The sequence below is a fragment of the Sinorhizobium sp. 8-89 genome (assembly GCF_030124325.1).
Lineage (GTDB): Bacteria > Pseudomonadota > Alphaproteobacteria > Rhizobiales > Rhizobiaceae > Sinorhizobium.
This window is the reverse complement of sequence record NZ_JASKLR010000007.1, coordinates 91,382-115,693: the sequence shown is the minus strand read 5'-3', so window position 1 is coordinate 115,693 and position 24,312 is coordinate 91,382. Positions and strand designations below refer to the sequence as shown.

The window sequence follows — 24,312 nt, the reverse complement described above, 5'->3', positions numbered from 1 at the left end:
AATCATCTTTCCAACGCGCCTGCGCAAAACCGTTGCGGCGCAAGCATCATTGCCGCCGTTTTCCGGGCGATTTTAACCATAACAGCCGATCCGCGAATCAGGATCATTGACTCCAACGATGCAACAATATTAACTCTTTGTTAACGATTAGAGCAGCGCACGGGGATATCCACGAAAGCTGTCGTCAACTCAGGATTGCGCGGATAGGTCCGGACAGGAAGAGCCCGACCTCCGCGTTGCAGGGGATCTGTATGGCGTCTTGGACAGGGGTTAAGGCTAGTATTGCGGCTTTCTGCGCAGTTTTCATTTCAGCAAACACGGCAATTCCCGCCCAAGCGGGATCCTCTCCATGGATGCAGACCGGCTCGGTAACCTCCCAGCCGATCGGACATTACGAGTTTTGCCAGAAATATCGGGGCGAGTGCGGTGCTCGGTCCAAGACGACGGTCGCGCCACGCGTCACAGATCGCGGCTGGGCCGTCATCCGCCAGGTCAATGCGGCGGTCAACCGCGAGATCACGCCCGTGATCGATCAGCAGATTCATGGCAGGGACGAGGTCTGGTCCTACCCGAGCAGTGTTGGCGATTGTGAAGACTTCGCGCTTGAAAAGCGCCGTCGGCTGATGAAGCGCGGCTTTCCCGCAAGCCAGCTGCTGATGACGGTCGTGCGCAAGCCTGATGGAGAGGGTCACGCGGTCCTTACCGTCCGCACCGCGCAGGGCGACTTCATTCTTGATAATCTCGAAAACAGGGTAAGGCTCTGGACTCAAACGCCCTATCGCTATCTCAAGCGCCAGGCCTCCTATAACAGCGGCCGCTGGGTGACCGTCGACAACGGCGCGGAGGTCGTCGTCGGTTCGGTCGGCAACTGACCAATCAGGACAAGCTATTCAAAAAAGGGCCGGTTGACGGCCCTTTTTTATTTCCATCAGATTTTATGTCCATCAGGCGTTGCCGATCAGGACGCCGGCGGCGAGCACCAGACTGCCGCCAAGGACCACCTGGAAGGCCGCCCTGAGGAAAGGCGTTTCCATATAGCGGTTCTGGATGAAGGCGATCGCCCAGAGCTCGAAGAAGACGATCGCCGTCGCTGTCAGCGTCGCCGTCCAGAAATGCGGGATCAAATAGGGCAGCGCGTGACCCAAGCCGCCGAGCGCCGTCATGATGCCCGAGGCAAGTCCGCGCTTGATCGGCGAGCCGCGCCCGGACAGCTTGCCGTCGTCGTGGGCGGCCTCGGTGAAACCCATCGAGATGCCGGCGCCGACGGAGGCCGAAAGGCCGACGAGAAAGGTCTGCCAAGTATCCTGGGTCGCGAAGGCGGCGGCAAAGATCGGCGCCAGCGTCGAGACCGAGCCGTCCATTAGTCCCGCAAGCCCCGGCTGTACGTAAGTGAGGATGAATTGCCGGCGCGATGTCTGGTCTTCCTCGGCGCGCACGTCTTCGGGCGTGTGCTTTTCGCCAAGCCGGCGGGCCAGCGATTCATGCGACTTCTCGGCAATCGCGAGGTCGCCGAGCAGCTTGCGCGTCGCCGCATCCCGTGTACGCGCGGCCGCCTCAACATAGAATCGGTGGGCAGCCTCCTCCATTGCTTCCGCTTCGTCGCGCGCCTTTTCGATCGGCATCTCGGCGATCAGCCAATCGGGCTTGCGCTCGGGGAAATCGCGCACATGCTCGCGCCGTATCAACGGGATACGATTGCCGAAACGGACGACATGAAGGTCGATCAGTGCCTGGCGGTGCTGGCTTTCCTCTTCCGCCATCTCCTCGAAGACCTTGGCGGAATGCGGATATTTTTCGCGCAGCGCATCCGCATAGGCGAGATAGATGCGGCCGTCGTCCTCCTCGGATGAAATCGCCAGAGCGAGGATTTCCTGCTCGCTCAGGGAAAGAAACGGGCGCTTGAACCGGGAGAAAAGGCGGGAAAGCATCTACAATAACCTTCTTTAGAATAATTCTAAAATAGAAAGCACGGTTGCGCACGTCAAGAGCGCGGCACGCGCGCCCTCGACTTCGCAACAACCACAGTGGAAGGAAGTGCTTCAGATCGAGAGATTGAGTGTGTTTTCCCGGTCGATATAGGCGCGCTGCTGATCGGTGATGTAGTCGCGCACGATCGGGGCCGCGTCACGCGAACGCGACAGCTGCATGTGGAATACGAGCTGACTGCCCGTGCGGAACATCATCTCCGCGCTGATCAGGTAGAACTCCCACATCCTGGCGAAGCGCTCGTCATACATCGCGATCACCTTGTCGCGGTTCTCCTCGAAGCGCTTACCCCAGTGCGCCAGCGTCGTCGCATAGTGCACGCGCAGGAATTCCAGATCGGTCACCCACAGGCTGTTCTGCTCGACGACCGTGAATACCTCCGAAAGCGCCGGCGAATAAGCGCCGGGGAAGATGTATTTGCGCAGCCACGAGCTCGCCATGCCGGGCGGGCTCATGTGCCCGATCGAGTGCAGCACCGCGAGCCCGTCATCCGGCATCAACGCATTCAGCTTCTTGAAGAACTCGTCGTAGTGGTGCACGCCGACATGCTCGAACATTCCGACCGAGACGATGCGATCGAAGGGGCCATGGACGTCGCGGTAGTCCTTCAGCTCGAAACGCACGCGATCGGCCATGCCAGCTGCGCGGGCCCGTTCCGAGGCGAGCGCCTGCTGCTCCTTCGACAGCGTCACCCCCAGGACCTCGACATTTTCCAGCGCCGCCAGATAGAGCGCCAGATCACCCCAGCCGCAGCCGATATCGAGAACCTTCATCCCCGGCTTCAGGCAGAGCTTGGCGGCGAGCAGCCTGAGCTTGTTGCGCTGCGCCGCCTCCAACGTCTCGTCGGGATCGCGGAAATAGGCGCAGGAATAGAGCATGTTCTCGTCGAGGAAGAGCTTGTAGAAATCGTTGCCGAGATCGTAGTGGTGCGCGACGTTCTGCTGCGCCTTGCCCTTCGGGTTCGCCTGCTGGCGCTTGCGGAAACGCATCTTGATCGCCCGCAACACCTTCTGGATCGGATAGGAACCAAGCGACAACCGGTTGATCGAGAACAGCGTAAGGAAATCTCTAAGGGTCGATCCCTCTTCGAAGCGCATCGTGCCGTCCATATAGGCCTCGCCCGCAGCAAGCTCGGCATTGAAGACGAGGCTGCGATAGAGCCGCTTGTCCGTCAGCCGCATCGTCACGTGCGGGCCCGGCTCGCCGGAGAAGACATGGCGTTTGCCATCGGCGTCGATCACCGTCAGGCGACCCTTACGGATAAAGGACTTCATCATATGCGACAGTGGAAACATGCAGGACCTCGCGTGACAGGATCGCCGTGAGAACGCGGCAGGACGCAGGTGGAAAGTTCACCTCGCGTCCGGCCCCGCTCCGGACCGCGGCATCCTAGCATCGGCTCGACAAAATGCGCGCCCTATTTGCAGGTATAGGAGGCGCATATGAAACGAAAACGGGGACGGCAGTCCGCGACCGCCGTCCCCGTCTTATTTTCCCGCCTGCTGCATGACGCGCGGCGCTGTAGGACTTCGATCAGTCCTTGGCGCGCTCGACGTAGGAACCGTCTTCCGTTGCGATGACGACGCGGGTGCCCGCCTGGATGTGCGGCGGCACGAGCGTGCGCACGCCGTTGGAGAGAACCGCCGGCTTGTAGGACGAAGAAGCCGTCTGGCCCTTGACCACCGGCTCGGTCTCGGTGATTTCGAGGATGACGTGACGCGGCAGGTCGATGGCGATCGCGAGGCCCTCGTGGATCGAAAGCATCACGGCCATGCCTTCCTGCAGATAGGCCTTCAAATCGCCGATGTCCTCGGCGGTCATGACGAGCTGGTCGTAGCTTTCCGGGTTCATGAAGTGGAACCCTTCGCCATCTTCGTAGAGGAAAGTGTGTTCGCGGTCTTCGACGAAAGCGCGCTCGACCTGCTCGGTCGTGCGGTAGCGCTCGGAAACCTTCACGCCGTCGGAAATGCGGCGCATGTCGACCTGGGTGACCGGCGTGCCCTTGCCCGGGTGGAAGTTCTGTGCGGTAAGCACGACATAGAGCTTGCCGTCTACGTCGAGAACGTTGCCCTTGCGGACAGAAGAAGCGATGACCTTGACCATTAGTCTTCCTTGTAACAGAGGTATGCGCGACACGGGCGAGCCGGGAAACCCGGCCCTGAAGGACGCGAAAGCTAAGATTTCGCGCCGCAACTACCTTAATTTCGTGCAAATAGCCAGCCTGCGCCGGCTCTCTCGCGAAGAAACTTGGCACGCGAAGAAACTGGCACTCGAAGAAACTTGGCACACGAAGAAAGCTTGGACCGACCGATCATGCCGCATGCTTCTCCCTGGTGGACACCGGATGTCCATGCCGACCGGCGCCCGTTTCTGATCGGGCGCAACCGTATCCAATCGGCATTGCGGCGTTTCTTCGACGAACGGGATTTCGTCGAGGTCGATACGGCGAGCCTGCAGGTGTCTCCGGGCAACGAAGCACATCTGCATGCATTTGCAACGCAGGCGCTCGGCCATGACGGCGCCGCCCACCCGCTCTATCTCCACACCTCGCCGGAATTCGCCTGCAAGAAACTGCTGGCCGCAGGCGAAAAGCGGATCGCCTGTTTTGCCCATGTCTACCGCAACCGGGAGCGGGGACCGCTGCACCATCCCGAATTCACCATGCTCGAATGGTATCGCGCCGGCGAGAGCTATGAGGCACTGATGCGCGACTGTGCCGAAATCCTCGCCCTCGCTGCCGAGACGACAGGCACACGCTCCCTCTCCTATCACGGCAGAACCACCGATCCGTTTCTCGAACCCGAGCGGCTTTCACTGGCCGAAGCCTTCGAGCGCTTCGCGGACATCGACCTGTTTGCCTCGATCGCCGAGGACGGAGCGACCGATCGGGACCGGCTGGCCGCGGCCATGAGGGCTTCGGGCCTGCGCGTTGCCGACGACGACACCTGGGCGGATCTTTTCAGCCGCGTGCTCGTGGAAAAAATCGAGCCCAATCTCGGTTTCGGCCGGCCGACGATCCTCGACGAATATCCGGTCGCCGAGGCGGCGCTCGCCAGGCCGACGGCGCGAGACCGCCGCGTCGCCGAACGCTTCGAGCTCTATGCCTGCGGCGTCGAGCTTGCCAATGCCTTCGGCGAACTGACGGATGCCGCCGAGCAGCGCCGACGCTTCGAACTCGAAATGGCGGAAAAGGCGCGCGTCTATGGCGAGACCTATCCGCTCGACGAAGACTTCCTGTCAGCTCTCGCGATCATGCCCGAGGCGAGCGGCATCGCGCTCGGCTTCGATCGCCTGGTGATGCTGGCGACGGGGGCTTCGCGCATTGATCAGGTGCTATGGGCCCCGGTCCCGGAGGCAAGCGCATGAGCGCTCAGCGCCCTATCAGAACGGCGCGCGAACTGGTCGGCGCCGGCCTAGTCGCACCGGCGGACGAAGAAGCGGTAGCGCGTGTGACCGCGCGCTATGCCGTCGCGATCAGTCCAACAATTGCCGACCTCATCGACCGTCAGGACACGGATGATCCGATCGCCCGTCAGTTCGTACCCGATATAGCCGAGCTGACGCAAACGCCAGAAGAGCGCGCGGATCCTATCGGCGACGGTGCGCACAGTCCGGTTTCCGGGATCGTCCATCGCTATCCGGACCGCGTGCTGCTCAAGGCCGTCCATGTATGCCCGGTCTATTGCCGCTTCTGCTTCCGCCGAGAAATGGTCGGGCCGCAGGGGCTCGGTACGATTGCGCCAGCCGAGCTCGATGCGGCGATCGCCTACATCGCGGAACATTCGGAGATCTGGGAAGTGATCCTCACCGGCGGCGATCCGCTCGTGCTGTCGCCCCGCCGACTCCACGAAATCATGGAGCGGCTTGGCGCGATCGACCACGTCAAGATCGTCCGCTTTCACACCCGCGTGCCCGTCGTCGAACCGGGGCGCGTCGACGCCGAACTCGTTCAGGCGCTGAAGGCCAGCGGCAAGACGACCTATGTGGCGCTCCACGCCAACCACCCGCGCGAGCTGACGGCCGAGGCGCGCGCCGCTTCAGCACGTCTCATCGATGCGGGCATCGTCATCGTGAGCCAGTCGGTGCTGCTCAAGGGCGTCAACGACGACGCGGCCGTGCTTGCGGAGCTCATGCGCGCCTTCGTGGAAACGCGGATCAAGCCCTATTACCTGCATCACCCGGATCTTGCCCCCGGCACAAGCCATTTCCGGCTGACGATCGAGGAGGGCCAGGCGCTCGTCGCGGCGCTTCGTGGCCGCGTCTCCGGGCTCTGCCAACCCACCTATATCCTCGATATCCCCGGCGGCCACGGCAAGGCGGTCGTCGGCGCAAGCACGATCGCGGCGGAAGGCGGCGGTTGCTACACGGTCACCGACTTCCGCGGAAACGAGCACGCCTATCCGCCGAGGGGATGACCTTTCCGAAAAGATCTCTACAGCGCCGCGCGTCCGATCGGACGCGCTGAGATCGCTGTAGCACTTTGAAGTGCTGCATGATTTTGTCCTAAAAGCGATTCCGATTTAAGGAATCATGCAGTACCCACGTCACAGGCGTCCATGGTCAATCGTCAACTGATCGCAAGCATCAATTGACTGAGCAAATGGAGACAGACCATGACCGATATCAAAGCCGTCCGCTACGAACAGGAGATCCCGGACGTGCTCGGCGCGCTCGCCGACGTGCACAACAAAATGGACAGCCACGGCCTCGACCGGACGATCCACCACCTGGTCCAGCTTCGCGCCTCGCAGATCAACCGCTGCGGCTTCTGCGTGAAGATGCACACGAAGGAGGCCCGTGCCGATGGCGAGACGAGCGAACGGCTCGACCGCATCGTTGTCTGGGATCAGGTCGGCGACTTCTCCGAGCGCGAAAAAGCCGCGCTTGCCTGGACCGAGGCTCTGACGGAACTCGAACCGCGGACGGATTTCGCAAGCTTGCGCGCCCGTCTTCGCGAGCACTTCAGCGACAACGAGATCAGCGTCATCACCTCGACCGTGGCGATGATCAATCTTTGGAACCGCATCCAGATTTCGAGGCATTGACATGGCGGGTGACGACAAGAGCGGCATGTTCGAGGAGGCGCGCCCCCGCCTCCTCGGCCTTGCCTACCGCATTCTCGGCTCGCGCGCTGACGCCGAGGACGCCGTGCAGGATACGTTCCTGAAGTGGCAGGCGGCCGATCTTTCTGCGATCGAAACTCCGTCGGCCTGGCTCACCACCGCCTGCACACGCCGCTGCCTCGACCTGCTCAAAGCCGCTCATCGCAAACGCGTTGATTATGTCGGCGCGTGGCTGCCGGAACCGATCCACACCCCAAGCGACGACAACGTCGAGGAGAAACTCGCGCTTACTTCCTCACTCACGACCGCATTCCTGCTGATGCTCGAACGGCTGACGCCCAAGGAGCGGGCAGCCTACCTGCTGCACGAGATCTTCGGTCAGTCCTATGACACGATTGCCGAAACGCTCGACATGCAGGAGGCAGCCGCCCGCAAGCTGGTCTCGCGCGCAAAATCCAATATCGGCGTGGCCCAAACCCGACATACGACGCCGCGCGAACGGCAGGACGCGTTGCTCACTGCTTTCCACAAAGCTATTCACGGCGGCGATCTTGCGGGTCTCTCGGCACTGCTGTCTGCCGACGTGAAGCTGACCGCAGATGGCGGCGGCAAGGCAGCAACGGTACTCGCCACCCTTTCCGGCAAGGAGACCGTCATGGCCTTCATTGCCGAGCGCCTGACCGAATACTGGTCGCATTACCGGTGGGAAACCGCACAGCTCAACGGCGGACGCGGCATCGTTCTACGGAGCGAAGGCGGCGACGACGTCGCCGCGACGGTTTCCTTCGGCTATGACGACAAAGGTCGGGTTTCCGATATTTTCATCGTCCGCAATCCGGACAAGCTCGCCCATCTCGACGAAACAGCCGTTCACTGAAATGGCCGCCGATCAACGAGGCTCAGACATGCTCGACAAGACAAAAGACGCTCCGGTCGCGGCAGACGCGGGGTGGATCACGCTTTTTTCCGGCGGCAACGCCATCCATTCGCTCGTGCTCAGCGGCGGCGTCGCGCTGCATGCGCTCAACATCTATATCGTCACGACCGTTATGCCGTCGGTTGTGCGGGACATCGGCGGGCTTGACTACTATGCCTGGAGCACGACGCTGTTCGTCGCCGCGTCCATTCTCGGTGCGGCGCTCTCGGCGCGGCTGCTCGGCCGGGCCGGCGCCGGCGGCGCTTACGCGGTCGGCGCGCTGATCTTCGGCATTGGCTCGCTCACATGCGCCGTTGCACCCAACATGGCATTGCTGCTTGCCGGCCGCGCCATCCAGGGCCTCGGCGGCGGACTTCTCTACGCGCTTGCCTACGGCGTCATCCGCATGGTCTTTCCGGCGACGCTCTGGGCGCGTGCGATCGGGCTCATATCCGCCACCTGGGGCACGGCGACACTCATCGGTCCCGCTGTCGGCGGTGTGTTCGCCGAATACGGCGCGTGGCGGACAGCCTTCTGGTCGCTCATGCCCTTGACGACACTGCTCGCCGTCCTCGCCCTCTCGGCCCTGCCGCGGACGACATCGGGCACGCGCGGTCCACTACCGCTGACGCAACTCACACTTCTCATCGGCATCGTCCTGGTGCTGTCGGTGAGCGGAACCCGCACGGCGATCGGCGAACAGATTGCCGGTGCCGGTGCTGCGCTCGTGCTCTTTGCTATGCTTGTCGCCAGCGAACGTCGCGCGGCTGCGAGGCTGCTGCCGAAAGGCGCCCTCGACCCTCGCACGACGCTCGCCGCGCTCTATGCGACCATTGCATTCGCCATGATCGGCATGCAGCCGGAGATCTACGTTCCCTATCTGCTGCAGGAACTGCACGGGCGGTCTCCCCTGGTTGCCGGCTATATCGCTGCGCTGATGGCGCTCGGCTGGACGGCTGGATCGATGACGAGCGCCCATTGGCAGGGCAGCCGCGCACGCAAGACGATCGCCGTCGGCCCTGTCTTCGGCCTCGCCGGCCTCCTGACGATCGCCGCCTCCATGCCGGTCATCTCTGCCGGCTTCGCTGTGATCGCCTTGCCGCTCTGCCTCGGCATCGCAGCCGTCGGCTTCGGCATCGGGCTTGCGTGGCCGCACATCGTCACGGCCGTCTACGGCGCGGCGCCTGCCGGTGAAGAGGAAAAGGCATCCGCGGCAATCACGACGGTTCAGCTCTTCGCCGCATCTCTCGGTGCAGCACTCGCCGGCATGACGGCCAACCTTGCCGGTATCGACGAGGGCACGGCGCAAGGCGACACCTCGGCCGCGATCTGGCTCTTCGGGCTCTTCGCACTCGCGCCCGCCTTAGGCATTATCGCTGCAGTAAGAGCCGGTCGTGAAACCGCAAATCGACATATGCAGAACCGAGAAATGAATTAGAGTCGCGAACTCGAACATTGCGGGATGCGCGCTCGCCGCGCGCAGCTGCGGTTTGCGAGGCTTCTGCGGAGATGATCGAAGGTCATCGCCCGTCGACGTCGTTGGAGAGAGCCATGGCACCGGAGATCTGCTTCACTGGCGTCAAGGCGACCCCGCTGATCACGCTCCGGGCGAAGGCGGAGGAGAGCGCCATGCCGGACTCCGTCCTCCACGACCATTTCGCCGCCGCCGCGCTCGCGCGCATTGGCGAGGACCTTACGCACCTGAAGGTCGGCCACGACATGACGATCGCGATCGCGCTGCGAGCCTATCTGCTCGATCGCTGGAGCGCGGCCTTCCTCGACCGGCACCCCGATGCGACAGTGCTGCATCTCGGTTGCGGTCTCGACAGCCGTGTCTTTCGCCTCGATCCGCGACCGCCGGTGCACTGGTTCGATGTCGATTTTCCCGACGTTATCGCGCTGAGGCGGCGTCTTTACCCCTGCCGCGAGAACTATGCGATGATCTCGGCCTCGATCACCAGCGAGACGTGGCTCTGCCAATGTCCATCCGACAGGCCTGCGCTGATCGTTGCCGAGGGCGTTTTGCCCTATCTGGGGCAGAACGAGGTGCCGCTGCTTCTGCGTAGGCTCGTCGGCCATTTCCCATCCGGCGAGATCGCCTTCGATGCCTATGGCCGGCTCATGATCTGGTTGCTGAGCCTCAACCCCACGATTCGCGCGACCGGCGCCGATCTTCATTGGGCCCTCGACAATCCGGCGGAACTCGAGCGGCAGGTACCCGGCCTGACGCTGGCGGAGGACCAAGCGAGTTGGAGCAATGCCGAGATTGCGTGCATGTCGCCGCCTATGCAGATCGCGCTTCAGATGCTGAAGATGACCCCGATGCTACCGCCGATGGGGCGCCTGCTTCGCTATCGATTTTGACACGTCCGCATTGCCTGCGATGCCCGATCAAGGAAAGGGCCGCGCGGCATGCCGGCGGCCCTTTTTCGTATCCGTGATTTCGCTCGTATCCGTGATTGGCGGATCAGCCCTGCTTGATCGGCGCGATCGAGATTTCGACGCGACGGTTCTGCGCGCGGCCGGCCTCGGTGGCGTTCGAAGCGATCGGCCGTTCCATGCCGTAGCCCATGGTCGAGATGCGCCGCTGGTCGATGCCGCGGCTGCCGAGATAGTTGGCAACGGATGCGGCGCGGCGCTCGGAGAGATCCTGGTTGTGGGCGGCGCTGCCGGTCGAATCGGTGTGGCCGTCGACGTCGATCAGCGTCCGGTTGAACTTGCGCAACACGATCGCGACCGAGTCGAGCGTCGGGTAGAAGGGCGGGATCACCTGGTCGCGGTCGGTCGCAAAGGTGATGTTCGACGGCATGTTGAGAATGATGCGGTCGCCCGCACGCGTCACCGAAACGCCAGTGCCCTGCAGCTGGGCGCGCAGTTCCGATTCCTGCTGGTCCATGTAATTGCCGACCAGACCGCCGCCGAGTGCACCGATACCGGCGCCGACAAGCGCGGCATCGCGCCGTCCCGCGGCGCTGCCGCCGACCAGAAGGCCGGTTGCGGCGCCAAGGCCCGCGCCGATCAGCGCACCGCCCGCCGTATTCGACATCTTCTGCTCTCCCGTATAGGGATCGGTGGTGGTGCATCCGGAAAGGTAGACGGCCGCAATGGCCAGGATGGCGCATTTCTTGATCATCGAATCGATTGTCCCCATTGGTGCTGAAGGTGCTTCATACTATCGATTAAGGCAGGAAGATGAAGAGGCATTCCGTTCGCACTGCAACCGGCGGAATGCACCTTTATGTTGCACGCCGGCAACGGTCGCGGCAGCCCGACAAAATGGCCCGACGCCGCCATATTGCTGTCCAGAGCACCCGGTAACCGATCCTTCACATGCCCGTGCTATACGGGCCCACTGCATGGTTTATTGAATCGGACCGATTTAGGGCAAGGCCATGCAGCAGTTCAAAGCCTTACAGCCTCTATTGTGCATCTGAAACGGCGCACGGTGCTGCAAGGGCGACAGAAGCGGGGACGACAAGCATGGCGGTCGAGTTCGGTGACACGGAACGTAATCTCAGCGACACGCTGAACGACATGATCGCCTCGATCAAAGGCAATACCATCACGCTCCGCGAGCTGATGATCGAAATCGGCGAGCATGGTTTTCTGCTGCTTTGCGCCTTGCTGACGCTGCCGTTCCTGATTCCCGTTTCAATTCCCGGCGTCAGCACTGTCTTTGGGGCCGCGATCATCCTTATCTCGCTGGCGATCACCCTCAACCGCCTGCCTTGGCTGCCGCAACGCATTCTCGATCGTCAGATCGAAACGGAAAAGCTCGTACCGACCCTGAAGAAGGGGGCGGCCCTCGTCTCAAAGCTCGACCGCTTCGTGCGGCCGAGACTGCGTTTCCTGACGCAGGGCGCGGTCATGAACCGCTTCAACGGCCTTATGATCATGGCCGGCGGCGTGCTCTTGATGTTTCCGCTCGGCCTGATCCCGCTGTCGAACACGCTGCCCGGCATCGCGATCCTGCTCTTGTCGCTGGGCATCATCCAGCGCGACGGCCTGATGGTGGCGGGCGGCTATCTTTTCCTGGTCGCAACCACGATTTATTTCGCCGTGCTCGCCTATGCAGCCCTTGCGGCCGGCCAGGGACTCTCCAGCTTCTTCGTTTCGTGAGCGGCAGGCCGGCAGGAAGCAGCTACAGCCGCTTGCAGCCGTCGAAATCAGTCCGGATGCAAAGCTGGGCGGTCAAAGCAATGAAATGATCTAAGGCGCGAGATGCTTGTAGAAGAAGGTCGTGCCGCAATAGCGGCCGTCCGGCATCAGCGCATAGTCGGGAACGACGCCGGCGCGCAGCCAGCCGAAGCGCTCGTAGATCGCCTCCGCCGGCTCGCCGGTGGCCGTATCGAGCACCAGCACCCGTCTGCCGCGCCTCATCGCCTCGATCTCCGCTCTCTCCATCAGGCGACGCGCAAGACCAAGACCACGGGCGTCCCGATGTATGAGCAGCTTCTTGACGTCGGCGCGGTGCGGCTGGTTGGGCATCGTGCCGATCCCGAGCTGTACCGTGCCAACCGTGCGGCCGTCGACCTCGGCGACGATGAGCACGGCGTCGGCCCGGGCAACCGCGGCGGCGACGCCCTCCCAGAAGGGCGAGGCATCCTTTGGCGGAAACGGCTGCATGAACCCGACCGATGCGCCACCCTCGACGCAATCGGAAAGGATCTCGGCGAGCGCCGGCAGGGCGGCGCGGGTTTCTTCTTCGGAGAGCACGCGGATGTTTATCTCGGGCATGGCTAAACCTTGGTGCGGCAGAGAATGACGGCGTAGTGGGCCGGCTCGTCATAGGGATTGTGAAAGACATGGGCCTCCTCCAGTCCCATGAAGAGACAGTCTCCCGCCTCGAGCAGATGGGAGCCGTCCTCCATCGTCAGTTCGAGCCGTCCGGAGAAGAGCCAGAGGTGCTGGCTAATGCCACGGTCCGCCGGCTGGCGCTCGAAGACGACGCGGGCCCTGGGCGGAAACTCGACCTCGACGATATCGACCGGCGAGCCGACGCCTTCCGGCGAAACGGACCGGCGCAGGTAACCGCTCTCGGGATCGCGCCAGAGCCGCTGCTCTGCCCTTCTGGCGATCGGCGAAGTATCTTTGACATCGAAGGCGAAGAGCGCCGAGAGTGTCGTGCCGAGCGCGCTGCAAAGCTTCGCGAGGAGCTGTGCCGTCGGGCTCGTCTCGCCGCGCTCGATGCGCGAGATCATCGCGCGGCTGACGCCGGAGCGCGTCGCAAGGTCATCCAGCGTGAGCGCCTGCTCGGTTCGCAGCTGCCGCACCCGCTCGCCAACGGCATGTTCGAGAGGATCGTTTACCTTTTCCATTATCTGAGATTGCATTTCCCATATAGTGGAGTCAAGCCGCGGTGGACCATCAAATAAATTTCGTCCATGCCGCTTTGGCGACAACGCGGCGCCACATCCAGCGCTATGGTCTCGAGAGCATTCAATTCGCAAAAGCGTTCTTCTTCAATACTTTAGAAATCTCTTTTTCAGAGGGGCAGCATGGACGTCGCGCAAGCCAGGCACAAAACCCCTTCGTCGCTCACGTCGATCGCCAGCATTGTCGTGTCGATGACGGCAGTCGCGATCGGCAATGGAATGATGCTCGCCTATGTCCCCTTCGTGCTGACGCGGTCCGAGGCGCCGGACTGGGTCCCGGGCGCCGCGGTGACCGCCATCGCCTTCGGCGGGCTCGTCGGCTGTGTGATCGCCGGGCCGCTCATCCGCCGCGTCGGCCATGCCCGCGCCTTCTCCTGCTCCATGGCTCTCGTCATCCTCGCGGCACTGATGATCAGCCTTGGCGTCCATCCGATTCTCTGGGTGTTCGCGCGCTGCCTCTACGGTGCCGCCGGCAATACGAATTTCATCATCAGCCAGAGCTGGCTGAACCACGCCAGCGAAAACCATTGGCGCGGCAGGGCGATGGCGATGTTCTACATGGCCTATGTGATCGGTCTCGGTGCCGGCGCCTGGCTCTTCGGCCAGATCCCGGCGGACGGCAACCTTGCACCGATCATCACGATCCTCTTCACCACCATCGCAATCCTGCCGGTCGGCCTCACCCGTCTGCCGACGCCGCCAGCGCCCGCCAATGTCAGCATCGACATTCCGATGGCGTGGCGGAATTCTCCCGTCGCCTTCGTCGGCGTGCTTGCCGCCGGCGGTCTTTCCATGGTGGTGCAGGGCTTCACGCCGATCTACGCCGCCGCCAACGATGTCAGCCAGAAGGACGTGGCGGCGCTGATGTTCGTCATGCAGTTCGGGCTGATCTTCATCCAGTATCCGATGGGCGCGCTCTCCGATCGGATCGACCGCCGTATCGTGCTGATCGCCACCTGCGCGCTGATCGTCGCCGCTGGTTTCGCGGCACTTGGCGTTTCCTTCGCCAATCTCATCCTGCTGATGCTGGTCTTCGCGCTCTTCGCCGGCGCCGTCGAGACGATCTACTCGATCGCCAATGCGCACGCCAACGATCGCGCCGATCCGGCCGATTTCGTGCCGCTCGCCAGCACCATGCTCGTCGCCTGGTCGACGGCCGCAACGATCGTGCCGATGCTCGTTACCATGCTGACGCCCGCCTTGGGGCAGCACACATTCATCTACGCTGCAATGACCGTGGCGGTCCTCTACGCGGTTTTCGTGTTCCTGCGCCTCGGCAGCCGCAAGAGAGTTCCGCCGCAGCTCTGCGAAGGCTTCGAACTCAAGAGCGCGCAGGTGCCGAATGCCGGCGCGCTGATCGAGGCGGAAACGCGGTCCGAATAGGCGTGCACGGCCGCCGGACTATAGTGAACGAAGTCTTCATTTCCCGCTTTGCGCCGCCTGATCACGCTGCTATATGCGGCCCATGAGCACAACATCTTCCAAGACGCCCCTGTCGCACATCCGCAACTTCTCGATCGTGGCCCATATCGACCATGGCAAGTCGACGCTCGCCGACCGGCTGATCCAGTCGACCGGCGGTCTTGCCGAGCGCGAAATGTCCGAGCAGGTGCTGGACAGCATGGATATCGAGCGCGAGCGCGGCATCACCATCAAGGCCCAGACCGTGCGCCTGCACTACAAGGCCAATGACGGCGAGACCTATGTGCTGAACCTCATCGATACGCCCGGCCACGTCGACTTCGCCTATGAAGTCTCGCGCTCGCTTTCGGCGTGCGAGGGCTCGCTGCTCGTCGTCGATGCCAGCCAGGGCGTGGAAGCCCAGACGCTCGCCAACGTCTATCAGGCGATCGACAACAACCACGAGCTCGTCACCGTGCTCAACAAGATCGACCTGCCGGCGGCCGAGCCGGAGCGGATCAAGGAGCAGATCGAGGAAGTGATCGGCATCGATGCGGCCGACGCCGTGCTGATCTCGGCAAAGACCGGGCTCGGCATTCCGGACGTGCTCGAGGCGATCGTGCACAAGCTGCCGGCGCCGAAGAGCGAAGGCGGCGACGCCGCTCCGTTGAAAGCGCTGCTCGTCGACAGCTGGTATGACGCCTACCTCGGGGTCATGGTTCTGGTGCGCGTCATCGACGGAACCCTGAAAAAGGGCATGACCATCCGCATGATGGGAACGGATGCGAAATACCAGGTGGAGCGCGTCGGCGTGCTGACGCCGAAGATGGTTGCGATGGATTCGCTCGGTCCCGGCGAGATCGGCTTCATCACCGCCTCGATCAAGGAAGTGGCCGATACCCGCGTCGGCGATACGATCACAGAGGACAAGCGGCCAACGGCCAAGGCATTGCCGGGCTTCAAGCCGGCCCAGCCCGTCGTCTTCTGCGGTCTGTTTCCCGTCGACGCCGCCGATTTCGAGGACCTGCGCTCCGCGATGGGCAAGTTACGCCTTAACGATGCGTCGTTCTCGTTCGAAATGGAATCCTCCGCCGCGCTCGGCTTCGGCTTCCGCTGCGGCTTCCTCGGCCTTCTGCACCTTGAAATCATCCAGGAGCGGCTGGAGCGCGAATTCGATCTCGATCTGATCGCGACCGCGCCATCGGTCGTGTACAAGCTGTTCATGAACGATGGCTCAGAGCGTGAGCTTCACAACCCCGCCGACATGCCGGATGTCGTCAAGATCGCTGAAATCCACGAACCGTGGATTCGCGCGACGATCCTGACGCCCGATGATTATCTCGGCGGCATCCTGAAGCTCTGTCAGGATCGGCGCGGCATCCAGGTCGAGCTCACCTATGTCGGCAGCCGAGCAATGCTGACCTACGACCTGCCGCTCAACGAAGTTGTTTTCGATTTCTATGACCGGCTGAAGTCGATTTCCAAGGGCTACGCCTCCTTCGACTACCAGATCACTGATCACCGGGAAGGCAACCTCGTGAAGATGTCTATCCTCGTCAACGGCGAGCCGGTAGACGCGCTGTCGATGATGGTGCATCGCATGGCGGCGGAAAAGCGCGGCCGCGAAATGTGCGAGAAACTGAAAGAGCTGATCCCGAAGCATATGTTCAAGATCCCGATCCAGGCCGCCATCGGCGGCAATGTGATCGCGCGCGAAACCATCTCGGCACTGCGCAAGGACGTGACCGCCAAGTGTTACGGCGGCGACGCTACCCGCAAACGCAAGCTTCTGGAAAAGCAGAAGGCCGGTAAGAAGCGCATGCGCCAGTTCGGCAAGGTGGAGATCCCGCAGGAAGCGTTTATCGCGGCCTTGAAGATGGGCGATGAGTGATTGCGTCATTTGAAGGGGCGATGCTTGTGATTGGATCCTCGGGTCAAGCCGGAGGATGACGAGTGGATTGGGCCTCCTGCCGCATCCGCGTCCCTCGGAAACGATTCGATACCCCTGACGGCTTGATGACCGGCGTGGCGGATGGCTGAGAGCCCCTGCGGCAAATGCAGGTGCACGGGACCGACTGCACCTCTCCGCCGTCATCCTCGGGCTTGACCCGAGGATCCATGCTCACCAAAGCTCGAAATAGAGGTCTCGCCAATTCGGATTCATCCTCTCGATCCGCCCGATCTTCCACCGGCGATTCCAGCCCGAGAATGATGGATCGAAGGGTCGGCGCATTGACCATGAGGCACCCGGCGCCGCGCTCGCAAGTACCTCAAGCCTGCTCGAGCGGATACCGCTTCGAGATTCGATCAACGGCTCGCCCATCCCTCAGCGGCACTGCCTTGTCGATCTTGTAATCGACGAAGCCCATCTTGCCGTAGTAGGCCAGTCCGCTGGTGTTGTCCGCACGAATGGTCGCGTTGATTGCCTGGAAGTCCGCGGCATGCGCATGCGCCTTCGTGGCGGCAAAAAGCGCCGTTCCGGCACCGCGAACTTTCGCGTGAGGACGGGCGAAGGTTCCGATATCTACCCAACCATCCGGGAGGCCATCCCAGCGTTCCAATCCCTGAAAGGCGCAGGGCCGGCCGTCAGCATCCTCCGCGACGTAGCAACTGACGAAGCCCGGACTTGTCAGAAAATGCGCGGCAAAGCTTTCGTCGGTGAACGGCACTTCGTGGGCGGTGGTGCCGCCGATCCGTATGATCTCGTTCAGAAAAGCGCGAAGCGCCGGCACGTCCGCGGTGCGCGCCGGACGAACCTGTATCACCACGTTATCGGCCATCGACAAAGCCCTCCTGTTCCTTTCTTCGGACCTCACCGAAGAACCCGCGCCGGATTCCCCACCACCGTCGCACCCGCTGGCACATTGCGCGTGACCACCGCGCCCGCTCCGACGATCGCGCCGTCGCCGATCGTCACGCCACCAAGAATGATCGCGCCGCCGCCGATCCAGACGTTCTCGCCGACGGCGACAGGACGGGCGATTTCGAGTCCCTCGCGGCGCAACGCCGGATCCTTGTGGTGTTCGGCGCAATAGATCTGCACGCCCGGTCCCAGCATCGTGTCGCTGCCGATGACGACGGAAGCGGTGTCGAGGATGGTGCAGCCGGCGTTCAGGTAGACGCGGGCGCCGAGCGTTATATTTATGCCATAAGCGCAATGGAACGGCGCCTCGACGAAGGCGCCATCAGCCACCCCAGCGAAGAGCGCTCTCAAGACCGGGGCCATGCTGCCACGCTCGTCCGGCGGCAGGGAATTGTGCTGGTGAACCGCCCTGCGCGCGTGATTGCGCAACTGATCGAGTTCCGGGTCGATACAGCAGTACCATGCGCCCGCCGCCATCTTCTCGCGCTCGCTTTGCGTCACAGCCATCTCTCTCATCGATGTCCTATCCCTTCGCATTGGCATGCGCCCGGTCGCGCCGCGCCAGGCTTTCCTTCGGCCACAGCGCCTGCATGTCGTAATATTCGTCGAAAGCCTTGGCGCCGTCCGGAAGAGGCACCCAGTCGAGTTTCGAGCGCGTATAGATGTGCACGTCCGGCGGAAAACCGGATGGCCGGTCGAGTGTCGCGATGCGGACGAAGGAGAGCCATTTGCGCCGGCCATAATCGCTCCAGAGCGCCGACTGGCAATCGGCGCAGCGATAGACGTCGTGCGGGCGGCCGCTCGAGGTCGGCAGCGTGACCATGACGGGCTCGCCTCGCAGGAGCTCGACGTTTTCCGCCTCCAAAATGCCGTTCAGCACGAAAGCGCTGCCCGTCTGCCGCTGGCAATCGCTGCAGTGGCAGCAATGGACGAACATCGGCCGATCCTTCAGCCGATAGCGGATGCGTCCGCAAAAGCAGCCGCCTTCGATCGCTTCGCTCATAGCCAAATCTCCTCCATCACGAAACTGCCTTGCTGTCTGGCGGCGGCCGAGGGATCGGTCAATCTTGTCGGTCGCCAGACCGGCCGCTACCTCCTGTCAGCGAGCAACATTGAACACGGCCGACACCACGGTTCAAGAGGCGGTCATATGACCTTGACTTCGCCGCCGAACTTTCCGACTCTGCGCCCATGCTGACGCTTGCGATCCATTTCCGTTGTTCCTTCCGGGTCTGCCCTATCGCAGGAACCTGACCCCGGCCCGGATGCGTGCGCTCTCCGGGAAGGGGAGCCTTTCGCATCGAGAACGTCTGCGGCCATTCCGCAGGCCTCAATGCGGCGAGCGCAAACATCTCACAGGAACAATCGCGATCATGGCGCCTCTACAGCGGCGCGCGTCTTATCAGACACGCAAAGGACGCTGTAGCACCTTCAATTGCTGCAGGTCTTTATCCGTAAATCGGCTCCGATTTAAGGAAACATGCGGTCGGCGACCATGCGCCCAAACACGGATATCGTCATGGCGGACAATGCAACCCGCAAGAAACTTCCACCGATCGTCATAAACGCCGAGGATCACGCGCGCCTTACTGCACTCGCCTCATCGGCCCTCGACCGCATCCCCGACGTCGCCGAAACCCTGCTTTCGGAGCTCGAACGGGCCCGCATCGCCACGCGTGATTTGCCGAAAGACAGCGTGCAGATGGGCTCGACCGTCGCCTTCGATGCCGACAACGGCTTTGCCAAGGAGGTGACGTTGGTCTACCCCGGAGAGGCCGATATCGAAGCGGGCCGGATTTCCGTGTTGACGCCGATCGGCGCGGCGCTGATCGGTCTTTCCGTCGGGCAGTCGATCGATTGGCTCGATCGGGCGGGAAAGGTGCACCGCATGACGATCCGCAGCGTGGCGCCGTGAACCTTCGTCATGCAGGTTAACGTGCACCTGAATATACGCGCGGTGCCATAGGTGGCAGAGGGACGCGGCGGGTAAGCGGCCGCGTCACCGTCTAAGAGATCAGAACTGCTTGCCGAACCTGGCATCGACCGATTGGCTGTTGGCGCCGCGGACAGCGAAGAAGAATGTGATCGCGGCCCAAAGGATCGATTTCTCGGCGCCGCCGAGCCCCTGGCCCTGCACGATGCCGTGGAAATAGACGGTGACCAGCAGCACGATCGTCGCCGCGAAGGCAGCAGGGCGGGTCAGCAGGCCGATGGCGATGAAGATCCCGCCGAAGAATTCGGTGGCGGCGAGCAGCGGCGACCAGAAGACACCCGGATAAAAGCCCAGCCCTTCCACCATGCCAACGGCACCGAAGGGATCGAGGATCTTGCCGTAACCGTGGGTGACGAGCAGAGCGCCCGCAAGCACGCGCAGCAGCGTTTCGGCGAAGGTGTCGAGCGACAGGTAGATCTTTTCGAGCGCCGGCAGGATCGCGCGCGGGCGGGCTGTCGTAGCGGTGGTGTCGGTCATGATTTCCTCTGGGCTGGTAGCACTGCAGCAATTCTCTTGCTGGCTGCTGTTCGCAATTCAAGCTTCCCTCGATAAAAACATGACTATTAAAGTTAACATGTATGTGAAGAGAACGTGAAAGGCTGGTTGTTACCATCCCGGAGCACCGATATGGTTTGAACGCTAGAACGGGATGGGGAAAAGTGTGCGCGGTTTTCCGCCCGCATCCCGCTCTAACTTATTAGAATAGATCATGTTTATGATCTAGCGCGAACAGGAAAACCTGAGATGAGCGAAAGGCCCCGCGTCACGATCCTCTATTGTACCCAGTGCAACTGGCTGCTGCGCGCCGGCTGGATGGCGCAGGAGCTGCTGTCGACCTTTGCCGATACGCTCGGCGAAGTCGCACTTATTCCCGGTACCGGCGGCAATTTCGAGATCCGCGTCGATGGCGAGCTCGTCTGGGAGCGCAAGCGCGATGGCGGTTTCCCCGGGCCGAAGGAGCTGAAGCAGCGAGTCCGCGACGTGATCGAGCCGGAGCGCGATCTCGGCCACGTCGACAGGAGCTGAGCCTAGATTTCGGCATCATCTCCGGCGTCTTTGCGGCGGCCTTCCTCTCGGCGACGCTGCTCTTCGGTCTTTCGGAAGCGGCGATCGTCGCAGCGGCGCTTGCGGGCGAGACAAACCGCGCCGCCCTCTTTCTGGCCGCGACCGCGGGCAACGTCCTTGGTGCTATCGTCAACTTCGCGCTTGGCCGCTTTCTCATTCGTTTTGAGAACCGCCGCTGGTTTCCGGTTTCGGCGACGGCGCGGCAAAGAGCCGAGGCGCTCTTCCAGCGCTACGGCCAGCCGGTCTTGCTTTTTTCCTGGCTGCCTGTCGTCGGCGATCCGCTGACGCTTGCCGCCGGTCTGCTAAGGACGCCGCCCACGCTGTTTCTGATCTTCGTGACGATCGGCAAGGCGGCGCGCTATGCCGCCGTCCTGTGGCTGACGCCGTAAACGTCAGCTGTGGGCGAAGATGTCCGTTTCTTCCCACCCGAGCAGGTCGAGCTTGGCGCGTGTCGGCAGGAAGGCGAAGCAGGCTTCGGCATGCTCCATACGGCCATCGCGCAAGAGACGCGCCATCAGCTTGTCGCGCAGCGCATGGAGGTGAAGCACGTCGGAAGCGGCGTATTCGAGCTGTGCCGGCGAGAGGATGTCGGCTGCCCAGTCCGACGACTGCTGTTGCTTGGAAATATCGACGTCGAGCATTTCCTTCAGGTTGTCCTTGAGCCCATGCCGGTCGGTGTAGGTGCGCGTCAGCCGCGAGGCGATCTTGGTGCAAAAGACCGGTGTAGTCGTGACGCCGAAGGTGTGGAAGAGCACGGCGATATCGAAGCGTCCGAAGTGGAAGATCTTCAGGCGCGTCGGATCAGCGAGCATGGCAACAAGGTTCGGCGCTTGCTTCTGTCCGGCGGCGATGCGGATCACGTCAGCCGTGCCGTCGCCTGGTGAAAGCTGCACCACGCAGAGGCGGTCGCGGCGGGGGACCAGGCCCAGCGTTTCCGTGTCGATCGCGATGGCGCCCGTGTAGCGGGCGGCATCGTCCGCGGAAATATCGCCTTCGTGGAACCTTATTGTATTCGCCATCGAAAATCCCCAGATGAATTTAGCACGTGAATTGGAACACAGTTGGCCTATAGCGCAAGTTTGCCGGAGGCAATACCGTACATTCTCCTGTGCGACTCTGCCGATCCCTTCCCGAGAAAGCCCGAGAGCATGATTTTGCTTCGATCCGTCCTGGTGCCTGTCTCCACCGCCTTCCTCCTGGGTGTCTCGACGGGCGCTGCGCTCGCGACGCAACGCGCGCCGCAGTTGGCTCCGGCCTACTATGACCTTCCGGGCGTCCGCGCCGAGGATCCGCTGCGGGATCCGCCGAGGGTGGCTTGCGAGCAGGTCTTCGTCGATCGCTGGGCGCCATTCGAGTCCTCGCGCGGGCCGGGCTACGACACGGTCTACAAGTGCCGCGAGGGCGACGGCCCGGCCTTTCGGGGAAGTCGATTGCCGCCCTCGCTCGAACGCCAGAAACGGGGTTTGGGCTATTAACCGGCTGTCCCACGCGAGTTCCACGTAAGCAATTGCTTACGTTTTGGATTCAACCCGCGCCTTTCACCCACGACTGCCGCGCCAATTAACAAGTTCTATGCAAACGCCGTGCAATGCTGCAAAGATTGGCGGCGAACTTACAGACGGGAAAACGCATGCGCGGCTCCGACGAGAACAGGCACCCCGCGATCTGGACGCATTCTCTCCGATCCCTGTTTGCCCTCGTGATGGTTGCGATGCTCATCGCGGTATCCGCCACGCTGGTCGGCCTCGACTACCGCCGATCGCGCAATGCCGCGATCGAAGATGCCGAAGCCAGCATGCGCGCCTTCGTCAGTCGTCTTGTCGACCGGCTCGGCGTCCTTTCGGGTGACACATCGGCATTGGTCGGCCTTGTCGCGTCGGTGGCCAATTCCTTCCTTGTGCCGCCGCCGGAACGGCAGAACGACAAGATCGCGATTCTGCGCGAAGGCATCATGCGATCTCCGCATATCGACGGGATCTACGTTGGCTACCCCGATGGCAGGTTCTTCCAAGTCGTCGATCTGGGAATGCCCGCGTGGCGCATGGCGCTCGATGCGCCACGCGGCGCGATGCTTGCCGTGCGCTCGATGGAAAAAGACGCCGAAGGAAAGCCGGTCAACCGCCTGCTGTTCCTCGATGCAGCCGGCATACACTTCGCCGAGCGCCGAGCGACACCGACCGGCTTCGACCCGCAAACCCGCCCCTGGTATCAGGCCGCTGTCGACGGGAAAGCTCCCGTGTCGATCGGACCTTACGAAATGGCCACGACCGGCAAGCTGGGAATGACGATATCGCAAGCCCATCACGGAAACGGAAAAATCGTCATCGGCGCGGACGTCGTTATTGACACGATCACCGACTTCCTCTCGCGCGAGCGGCTCACCGACGGTTCCGTTTCATTCATCCTCGACGCGGTCGGACGGCCGATCATCCACTCTGATCCCGCCATGATGCGGCGTATCATGGCGGCTAAACAGAAATATGACCCGGTCGCTGCGCCGCAACACGATCCGCTCGTCCAGAGCATCCGGCTCAACCCCCCTCCCCCGGGCAAGGCGAGCTTCGTCGACGTCGGCGATCGCACCTATCTCGTCGTTGTGACGCCGCTGGCGTCGGCCCTGCTGCTTTCCGGGCATCGGGTCGTCGTCGCCGCCCCCCTTGACGAACTGATGGCGACCGCCAACTCCGTCCTGCTCCAGGGCCTCGCGGTTTCTGGCGCCGTCGTGGTGCTCGCCGTCCTCAGCGCGCTCGTTCTCGCGCACCTGATTACGAAGTCCCTGCATCAGTTGACCGCCAGTGCCAACCGCCTGCAGGATCTGGATTTCACGACACCGATCGACGTGCCCTCGCGCGTCACGGAAATCTCGACGCTGAACGGCGCGATGAACAAGGCGCGCGACGCGATCTCCACCTTCGCGCTCTATGTGCCCAAGGAACTGGTGCGCCGGGGCGTCGAATCCGGGCAATTTAGCGGCCGCGCCGCCTGGCGCCAGGAGGTGACGGCGCTTTTCACCGACATCTACGATTTCACCACGATCAGCGAGCGCCATGCGCCAGAGGACGTGGTGGCAATGCTTTCGGAATATTTCGATATTTTCAGCGAGATGGTCGACGCTCACAACGGCACGATCATCCAGTTCCTCGGCGACTCGGTCTTTGCCATGTGGAACGCACCGGTCGCCGACGAACGACATGCCGAACATGCCTGTCGCTGCGCCCTCGCCGTTGAGGAAAGGCTGCGGGCATTCAACGAAAAACAAAGAGCAAGGGGCCTACCGGAATTCCGCACGCGCTTCGGAATTCACACCGGGACGGCGGTTGTCGGCAGCGTCGGCGCGAAGGAGCGGCTGCAATATACGGCGATGGGCGACACGGTAAATGTCGCCTCGCGGCTTGAGGGCATGAACAAGGATTTCACCACGACGATCATGGCGAGCGGCGCGGTCGTTGCCCAATGCAAGGACGTCATCGCATTCCGCCCGCTCGGCGCAGCGCAGGCCAAGGGGCGGGCCACTGCCCTCGACGTCTACGAGGTCCTGAGTGCGAGTCCCGTCGTCGGAGTGAAAAGGGTGGAAGCGCAAACCGGAAATGCAGCCTAGGCATCAGCGGCAAGTCCCAAATCGCAGGCAACAAAAAAGCCCGGATGACCGG

General features: G+C 62.5%; 26 protein-coding genes. 15 read left to right on the top strand and 11 right to left on the bottom strand.

From position 1 onward, the window contains the following. Window positions 1-251: 251 nt before the first annotated feature. Window positions 252-872 carry a transglutaminase-like cysteine peptidase gene (locus QN219_RS15930; RefSeq protein ID WP_284000703.1) on the top strand — a complete coding sequence of 207 codons (621 nt, stop codon included), beginning with the start codon at window positions 252-254 and terminating at the stop codon, window positions 870-872. 72 nt (window positions 873-944) lie between these two features. On the opposite strand, the gene mbfA is transcribed toward QN219_RS15930, so the two are convergent. The 3 genes from mbfA to efp all read right to left on the bottom strand — a co-directional run bounded on the left by mbfA (window position 945) and on the right by efp (window position 4,089). Beyond that, a complete protein-coding gene (mbfA, locus tag QN219_RS15925; protein ID WP_284000701.1) occupies window positions 945-1,928 on the bottom strand; it encodes an iron exporter MbfA in 984 nt (327 codons plus the stop codon). 111 nt (window positions 1,929-2,039) lie between these two features. After that, entirely contained in the window at window positions 2,040-3,281 is a 1,242-nt protein-coding gene (locus QN219_RS15920) for a cyclopropane-fatty-acyl-phospholipid synthase family protein (protein ID WP_284000699.1), read from the bottom strand. 238 nt (window positions 3,282-3,519) lie between these two features. Beyond that, window positions 3,520-4,089, bottom strand: a complete 570-nt coding sequence (gene efp / locus QN219_RS15915) for an elongation factor P (protein WP_284000697.1) — start codon at window positions 4,087-4,089, stop codon at window positions 3,520-3,522. A gap of 210 nt (window positions 4,090-4,299) precedes the next feature. Between efp and epmA the strand changes: the two genes are divergently transcribed. The 6 genes from epmA (at window position 4,300) to QN219_RS15885 (ending at window position 10,329) form a co-directional block, all read left to right on the top strand. Further along, complete coding sequence (epmA, locus tag QN219_RS15910) at window positions 4,300-5,352, top strand: EF-P lysine aminoacylase EpmA (RefSeq protein WP_284000885.1); 1,053 nt, start codon at window positions 4,300-4,302, stop codon at window positions 5,350-5,352. Further along, entirely contained in the window at window positions 5,349-6,401 is a 1,053-nt protein-coding gene (locus QN219_RS15905) for a lysine-2,3-aminomutase-like protein (RefSeq protein ID WP_284000695.1), read from the top strand. The genes epmA and QN219_RS15905 overlap by 4 nt, the downstream gene beginning before the upstream one ends. 198 nt (window positions 6,402-6,599) lie before the next feature. Beyond that, complete coding sequence (locus QN219_RS15900) at window positions 6,600-7,031, top strand: carboxymuconolactone decarboxylase family protein (RefSeq protein ID WP_284000694.1); 432 nt, start codon at window positions 6,600-6,602, stop codon at window positions 7,029-7,031. Window position 7,032: 1 nt separating this feature from the next. Then, a complete protein-coding gene (sigJ, locus tag QN219_RS15895; protein WP_284000693.1) occupies window positions 7,033-7,926 on the top strand; it encodes an RNA polymerase sigma factor SigJ in 894 nt (297 codons plus the stop codon). A 28-nt stretch (window positions 7,927-7,954) separates the two neighbouring features. Continuing rightward, a complete protein-coding gene (locus tag QN219_RS15890; RefSeq protein ID WP_284000691.1) occupies window positions 7,955-9,403 on the top strand; it encodes an MFS transporter in 1,449 nt (482 codons plus the stop codon). A 113-nt stretch (window positions 9,404-9,516) separates the two neighbouring features. After that, window positions 9,517-10,329, top strand: a complete 813-nt coding sequence (locus tag QN219_RS15885) for a class I SAM-dependent methyltransferase (protein ID WP_284000690.1) — start codon at window positions 9,517-9,519, stop codon at window positions 10,327-10,329. A 103-nt stretch (window positions 10,330-10,432) separates the two neighbouring features. On the opposite strand, the gene QN219_RS15880 is transcribed toward QN219_RS15885, so the two are convergent. Next, window positions 10,433-11,098, bottom strand: coding sequence for an OmpA family protein (locus tag QN219_RS15880; RefSeq protein WP_284000688.1), 666 nt, complete (start codon window positions 11,096-11,098; stop codon window positions 10,433-10,435). A gap of 347 nt (window positions 11,099-11,445) precedes the next feature. Between QN219_RS15880 and QN219_RS15875 the strand changes: the two genes are divergently transcribed. Then, window positions 11,446-12,084, top strand: a complete 639-nt coding sequence (locus QN219_RS15875; protein WP_173511240.1) for an exopolysaccharide biosynthesis protein — start codon at window positions 11,446-11,448, stop codon at window positions 12,082-12,084. A gap of 90 nt (window positions 12,085-12,174) precedes the next feature. On the opposite strand, the gene QN219_RS15870 is transcribed toward QN219_RS15875, so the two are convergent. Together QN219_RS15870 and QN219_RS15865 are read right to left on the bottom strand one after the other, a co-directional pair. Then, the gene (locus tag QN219_RS15870) at window positions 12,175-12,702 is read right to left on the bottom strand and encodes a GNAT family N-acetyltransferase (protein WP_284000687.1); all 528 of its coding nucleotides are present in this window, start codon (window positions 12,700-12,702) and stop codon (window positions 12,175-12,177) included. A 2-nt stretch (window positions 12,703-12,704) separates the two neighbouring features. After that, window positions 12,705-13,283, bottom strand: coding sequence for an XRE family transcriptional regulator (locus tag QN219_RS15865; protein WP_284000686.1), 579 nt, complete (start codon window positions 13,281-13,283; stop codon window positions 12,705-12,707). 180 nt (window positions 13,284-13,463) lie between these two features. On the opposite strand from QN219_RS15865, the gene QN219_RS15860 reads away from it, so the two are divergent. Further along, window positions 13,464-14,723, top strand: a complete 1,260-nt coding sequence (locus tag QN219_RS15860; protein ID WP_284000685.1) for an MFS transporter — start codon at window positions 13,464-13,466, stop codon at window positions 14,721-14,723. An 82-nt stretch (window positions 14,724-14,805) separates the two neighbouring features. Next, window positions 14,806-16,632: a translation elongation factor 4 gene (gene lepA / locus QN219_RS15855; protein ID WP_405052144.1), complete on the top strand. Its 1,827-nt coding sequence runs from the start codon at window positions 14,806-14,808 to the stop codon at window positions 16,630-16,632. A 379-nt stretch (window positions 16,633-17,011) separates the two neighbouring features. Here lepA and QN219_RS15850 read toward each other — a convergent pair whose 3' ends face one another. Genes QN219_RS15850 through QN219_RS15840 form a run of 3 tightly spaced genes read right to left on the bottom strand, consistent with a single transcriptional unit; the run spans window position 17,012 to window position 18,607 of the window. Next, entirely contained in the window at window positions 17,012-17,521 is a 510-nt protein-coding gene (locus QN219_RS15850; RefSeq protein ID WP_284000683.1) for a GNAT family N-acetyltransferase, read from the bottom strand. A 32-nt stretch (window positions 17,522-17,553) separates the two neighbouring features. Beyond that, window positions 17,554-18,105 carry a sugar O-acetyltransferase gene (locus QN219_RS15845; protein WP_284000884.1) on the bottom strand — a complete coding sequence of 184 codons (552 nt, stop codon included), beginning with the start codon at window positions 18,103-18,105 and terminating at the stop codon, window positions 17,554-17,556. Between the two features lie 22 nt (window positions 18,106-18,127). After that, a complete protein-coding gene (locus tag QN219_RS15840; protein ID WP_284000681.1) occupies window positions 18,128-18,607 on the bottom strand; it encodes a GFA family protein in 480 nt (159 codons plus the stop codon). 516 nt (window positions 18,608-19,123) lie between these two features. Between QN219_RS15840 and rnk the strand changes: the two genes are divergently transcribed. Then, window positions 19,124-19,519, top strand: a complete 396-nt coding sequence (rnk, locus tag QN219_RS15835) for a nucleoside diphosphate kinase regulator (protein ID WP_284000680.1) — start codon at window positions 19,124-19,126, stop codon at window positions 19,517-19,519. A gap of 99 nt (window positions 19,520-19,618) precedes the next feature. Here the strand turns inward: rnk and QN219_RS15830 are convergent, their stop codons facing one another. Next, the gene (locus QN219_RS15830) at window positions 19,619-20,074 is read right to left on the bottom strand and encodes a DoxX family protein (RefSeq protein WP_284000679.1); all 456 of its coding nucleotides are present in this window, start codon (window positions 20,072-20,074) and stop codon (window positions 19,619-19,621) included. Between the two features lie 267 nt (window positions 20,075-20,341). Between QN219_RS15830 and QN219_RS15825 the strand changes: the two genes are divergently transcribed. Then, window positions 20,342-20,623 carry a SelT/SelW/SelH family protein gene (locus QN219_RS15825; RefSeq protein ID WP_284000678.1) on the top strand — a complete coding sequence of 94 codons (282 nt, stop codon included), beginning with the start codon at window positions 20,342-20,344 and terminating at the stop codon, window positions 20,621-20,623. An 83-nt stretch (window positions 20,624-20,706) separates the two neighbouring features. After that, on the top strand, window positions 20,707-21,051 hold the full coding sequence (locus QN219_RS15820) for a VTT domain-containing protein (RefSeq protein WP_284000882.1): 345 nt from the start codon (window positions 20,707-20,709) through the stop codon (window positions 21,049-21,051). A gap of 3 nt (window positions 21,052-21,054) precedes the next feature. Here the strand turns inward: QN219_RS15820 and QN219_RS15815 are convergent, their stop codons facing one another. After that, window positions 21,055-21,681: a ribonuclease D gene (locus QN219_RS15815; RefSeq protein ID WP_284000677.1), complete on the bottom strand. Its 627-nt coding sequence runs from the start codon at window positions 21,679-21,681 to the stop codon at window positions 21,055-21,057. 129 nt (window positions 21,682-21,810) lie between these two features. On the opposite strand from QN219_RS15815, the gene QN219_RS15810 reads away from it, so the two are divergent. After that, on the top strand, window positions 21,811-22,137 hold the full coding sequence (locus QN219_RS15810) for a hypothetical protein (protein ID WP_284000676.1): 327 nt from the start codon (window positions 21,811-21,813) through the stop codon (window positions 22,135-22,137). A 155-nt stretch (window positions 22,138-22,292) separates the two neighbouring features. After that, window positions 22,293-24,260, top strand: a complete 1,968-nt coding sequence (locus QN219_RS15805; RefSeq protein ID WP_284000675.1) for an adenylate/guanylate cyclase domain-containing protein — start codon at window positions 22,293-22,295, stop codon at window positions 24,258-24,260. Window positions 24,261-24,312 lie beyond the last annotated feature (52 nt).